This window comes from Kocuria sp. CH-021 (genome assembly GCF_049716185.1).
GTDB lineage: Bacteria > Actinomycetota > Actinomycetes > Actinomycetales > Micrococcaceae > Kocuria > Kocuria cellulosilytica.
The window spans coordinates 1-4,351 of the sequence record NZ_JBNAFK010000042.1; the positions used below are offsets into that span (position 1 = coordinate 1).

Consider the following 4,351-nt stretch of genomic DNA (forward strand, 5'->3'; position numbering starts at 1 on the left):
TGGTCGATCCTGATCTCGCCCTGCGTCAGGCGAACTTGCTGTGAACCACTGGACTCAACTCACCCTGACACGCAGGGGTTCACATCAGCAAATGTCCTGAGTTGGGCGTAACCGTACCATCGACCGCACCAGCCGCCCGAAGTGCTCCTCCCACTCGAGTGACTAATGCAGTAGGGGTTCCCCAGTGGGCGTCGCACGCGTTGAGTCCACCCCGTAGATTTCTCCTTGGGGCGACAGGACAGCGAGCAACCTTGCTTTACATGTGGCCTGCTATTAGTTGTTGGACGAGAACGGCCCTGCAGTTGGCGTTGGACCTCAGGCCAGTGGGGACCACTATTGGTTTTGCCTCGATGCCATTAGACGCCGAAGGCTCCGCCACTGACGAGGATGGCGATGCCGAGGCCGATGAGCACGATCGGGAACAGGATGTGTTCCCAGCGCTCCAGGACCTCGGCGATCGGCCGGCGGGTGGCGACAAACCTGGCCAAACCCACCAGCACTGCGACCAGGGCCAGGAACACGATGCAGTAGGCCACCACCGCGGTCGGGCCGATACTGAGGAAGACCGGGACGTAGACCCCGATGTTGTCCCCGCCGTTGGCGAAGGTCACCCCGGCCACGGTCCACACGGCTACGTTCTTGCCCTCGACCTTGGCCTCATCGTCGTCATCGTCCTCGCGCCAGGCCTGCCAGGCGGCCCACAGGCCCAGACTCAGGGGGATGAGCCCGAAGTACGGGATGACCTCTGGGGGCAGGAACGCCCCGGCGCCCAGGGACACGAGCACGGCCGCGCCGAGGATACCGGCGAACCCCAGGTATTGGCCGAGGGCGATCCGGGTCGTTGTGCCGCGTTGTCCTGCTCCGCGGGCGAAGAACAGCGAGAGCACGATGATGTCGTCGATGTTGGTGGCGATGAACAAGCCGATGGCCTGCAGGGCGGAGGTCAGGATCACGCGCCCACCGCCGTGTCGCAGCAGCCGGACACCGAGCAGGCCGGATCCAGGCAGGGAGCGCTCTCGTCGGCCGCGAGGGTGACCTCGACCAGCGCGGTCAGCGCCTGCGCCAGGTGCGCATCGGCGATCTCATACCGGGTCTGGCGGCCCTCGGACATGGCGGTCGCGATCCCGCAGTCCCTCAGACATGCCAGATGGTTCGACACGTTCGACCGGGTCAATCCCAGGTCCCGGGCCAGATCCGCCGGGTAGGCCGGGCCCTCCAGCAAGGTCATCAGGATCCGGGACCGGGTCGGGTCGGCCATGGCACGACCCAGCCGGTTCATCACGTCCAATCGCGCAGCACTAATCAGCATGCACTGAACTATACAGCCGTGACTGAATCGCCGGGGCAGTCTCTAGGGTCAGTGGGTGGGCTTGTTATCGGCGGGGGAGCGTGGGCTGAAGGTGAGGGTGCCACCGTCGCGTTGCTTGAGTTCCTCGTACCAGCGTGCGGCGTCGACTTGGGAAGCGGATTCGACGGCACGCTCGGTGCGGTCGCCGCGGAAGATCGCGCGCAGGATGAGCCAGAAGATGATGCCGATGCAGATGGACGGCAGCACGGCCGCGAAGTACTCCATGGAAGCATTCTCCCCTGGAAACCTAGACGGACACTGGCGCCGGGTGTGTATTCAGCGCGATGCTTGGGTGTTTGGTTGAGGTGTTCCACGAGGACGGGTGGCGGTGTACCACTGGGCGCAGAACACGATGATCAAGGTGACGTCTACGGCGTCCCCGCCGTAGTACATGATCTGCGCTCCGATGCGTGCGTCGCCGGATTCAACGCCGGCGGGTGGGTGACCGTAGAGCCACTTGGCCAGGATCGAGTGGACTGTGAGGAACCCGATGAGCGCTGCCGCCCGCAGGGGAAAAGAACTCCGGTGCGGGTTCGGGTCGATCCCCACCATCGCGACGGTGAAAAGATAGCCGGCCAGGAAGACGTGGGCGTGGACGAGCGCGTGCACCCACACCGAGGTGTGCATCAACCGGTACAGGTCGGTGGTGTAGAGCGCCCACAGGCCTCCGGCGTTGAGCACCATGGCGATCACCGGATGGGTCAGCCCACGCATGAGAATGGTGCGCAGAACCCGGGAGAGCGCACGGGCCTCGGGTACGGGCAAAGCGCGCAGAGCGAGGGTGACAGGAGCACTGAGCACTAGACACAGTGGCGCGATCATGCCCAGGAGCAGGTGCCCGACCATGTGAGCGGAAAAGCTCGTCCGGGCGGCGTCAGCAAGCGGGCCCACCAGTCCGGCCCCGGCGCAGAAGAGCCCGGTGTACCACAGGATGGTGCGGTGGATCGGCCACCGTCCACGGGCTCGGTGCGCCCACAGCCCCGCGACGTAGCCGGCCGCGGCTAGACATAACGCTAGGAGGGTGAGGTATTCGAACAAAGCCCAGCCGAAAAAGCTGTGATCGTGACTCATCGCGGTCACCTTAGTGCACACCGGCGTAGGAGGGAGGCGGAAGTGCCGGTCCTGAGCTTTTGACCGCGTTGCCTTCCGGTATTGGGGCAGTGTCGCCGCCGCACGTAGTGCAGGAGGCCTGGCAACGGTCGAGAGACACCCTTCCTCGAAGCCATCTCCAAATGTTGAGCTTAAGTAAAGACGGGGTGTAGATACCTTCAAGCTTGGCCAATAACGGCTTCTCGCCCTGTTTTCCGGGTTGAAGACGACGTAACTTTCAGCGTGAGAACCCCCAGTTCTCATCGGCCGATGACCCGGGCAGTCCCCTGGGTCAATGGTGTGAGGGTGCTCTGGCTCGGCCTTCCCCGAAGTCAGGGCACCCTCTTATAACTGGACTGGCGCGGCCTTGGATCGTTGTGGAGACGACGGCCACCTGGGCACCTTTCGCGCAGTTGCCGGTCATGCGGCACCAGTCCGCCTACTTTCGTTGTGCTGCCGGTGAGGCCTGCCCCTTTTGTCGGAGGCGCACGGAATCCTTCGAGGAACATGAACGTCTTGCGGCTGGGACTCTGCCCAGCGCATGCATGGAAGGCCGCATGACCGGGGTCCCCCAGCGATCTCGGCCACGGCTACGGGTCGCCCGCCTCATCGGTTCTGGCGGGCCGGTGCGAGCAGGGAAGTCGTGGGCGCCATGTCGCGGGCGAAGCAATTTGCCCCGGCGGGACTGAATGCTGCACAGATATGACCCGTGCGCCGCTCGGTGCGGCCCGGAGGTTGGTGTTGACCGGGGCGATGGCCATCCACATTTTGCTGACCTGAACCGAGGAAGCTGAGGGCTGCCCCAACGTGAGGGGCCGTGCTCACCACGCTCGAGGCGCCCTTCCGGTTGCCACGGGTCCGTCGCCGTGGGAGAACAGCCTGGTGACAGCGCCGGAGTCAGTCGGTGGAAATTCGGCGGGGCAGATGAACCCGGAAGCTGGTCCCGCGCCCGGGTCCATCACTGGCGGCCTCCAAGGTCCCGCCGTGGGCCTCGACCAGGGATTTGCTGATGGCCAGGCCCAGTCCCGAGCCGACGCGGTGGGCTTCCCTGCCGGGGTTGGCGCGGTAGAAGCGCTCGAACACGTGCGGGAGATGGTCGTTGCTGATGCCCTCGCCGGAATCGGTGACGGTGACGGTGGCGGCCTTCGGGGTGTGGTCGGTGTGCACGGTGATGGTGCCCCGGGCGGGGTGTGGCGCAGGGCGTTCTCCAGCAGGTTGCTCAACACTTGTCCCATCCGCTCCCGGTCCAGCGGCACCGGGGCGCACTCCATGCCGGTGCTCCGCGAGGTGATCGACACGCCCTTGCCGAGGGCGTGGGGTTCGATGGCCGCGACCGCCTGGACCGCCAGGTGCTCAGGGTCCTGAGGCGTGAGCTGCAGACGGGTCATGCCCTCTTCGGCGGCGGTGAGTTGTCGGATGTCGCGGGCCAGCCGCTCCAGCCGGGCGATCTGGGCGTGCAGGATGCCGGTGGTCCGTTCATCCCACTCGACCACCCCGTCCTCGATGCCTTCCAGATGTCCTTTGAGGCTGGCCAGGGGGGTGCGCATCTCGTGCGCCAGATCGGCCAGCATCTGCCGCCGGGTGGTGTCCACGGCGTCGAGCTTGGCGGCCATGTCGTTGAAGGACCCCGCGAGGGAGTCGAACTCCGGGCCCAGCTTGGTGGAGGTGACACGCACCTCGTCGTTGCCAGCGGCCAGCTCCTGGGCGGCGGTGCTGAAGGAGGCCAGGGACCGCCCGATCGCGCGGTACAGGTAGAAGGTGAGCATCCCGGCAATGTAGAGCGCCGTCAGCCCGCCGATGGTCAGGGCGGTGAGGCTCACCGAACGGAAGGCATGCTCTAAGACCTGGTCTCATAACTCTTCTACCTGACGCAGTCGGCGGAAGTTGATGAGCGTGACGGCGAGCAAGAGCAGC

General features: G+C 65.5%; 5 protein-coding genes and 1 pseudogene. All 6 read right to left on the reverse strand.

The features are described from left to right. Positions 1 to 356 precede the first annotated feature (356 nt). Positions 357 to 953, reverse strand: coding sequence for a cadmium resistance transporter (locus ACPYN7_RS17820; protein ID WP_424348530.1), 597 nt, complete (start codon positions 951 to 953; stop codon positions 357 to 359). Further along, complete coding sequence (cmtR, locus tag ACPYN7_RS17825; protein WP_424348531.1) at positions 950 to 1,309, reverse strand: Cd(II)/Pb(II)-sensing metalloregulatory transcriptional regulator CmtR; 360 nt, start codon at positions 1,307 to 1,309, stop codon at positions 950 to 952. Before cmtR ends, ACPYN7_RS17820 begins: the two co-directional genes overlap by 4 nt. A gap of 48 nt (positions 1,310 to 1,357) precedes the next feature. Further along, entirely contained in the window at positions 1,358 to 1,573 is a 216-nt protein-coding gene (locus ACPYN7_RS17830; RefSeq protein WP_424348532.1) for a hypothetical protein, read from the reverse strand. 51 nt (positions 1,574 to 1,624) lie between these two features. Beyond that, a complete protein-coding gene (locus tag ACPYN7_RS17835) occupies positions 1,625 to 2,419 on the reverse strand; it encodes a cytochrome c oxidase assembly protein (protein WP_424348533.1) in 795 nt (264 codons plus the stop codon). A gap of 915 nt (positions 2,420 to 3,334) precedes the next feature. Beyond that, positions 3,335 to 3,703 (reverse strand): sensor histidine kinase, encoded by a 369-nt coding sequence (locus ACPYN7_RS17840; RefSeq protein ID WP_424348534.1) that lies wholly within the window; start codon positions 3,701 to 3,703, stop codon positions 3,335 to 3,337. A 182-nt stretch (positions 3,704 to 3,885) separates the two neighbouring features. Next, a pseudogene (locus ACPYN7_RS17845) lies at positions 3,886 to 4,203 on the reverse strand (HAMP domain-containing protein); the annotation flags it as partial. Between the last annotated feature and the right edge of the window lie 148 nt (positions 4,204 to 4,351).

What these genes read in the sequence shown, in the direction of transcription:
- cmtR (WP_424348531.1), bottom strand. Translation starts at nt 1,309, where the DNA reads ATGCTGATTAGTGCTGCGCGATTGGACGTGATGAACCGGCTGGGTCGT.
- ACPYN7_RS17830 (WP_424348532.1), bottom strand. Translation starts at nt 1,573, where the DNA reads ATGGAGTACTTCGCGGCCGTGCTGCCGTCCATCTGCATCGGCATCATC.
- ACPYN7_RS17835 (WP_424348533.1), bottom strand. Translation starts at nt 2,419, where the DNA reads ATGAGTCACGATCACAGCTTTTTCGGCTGGGCTTTGTTCGAATACCTC.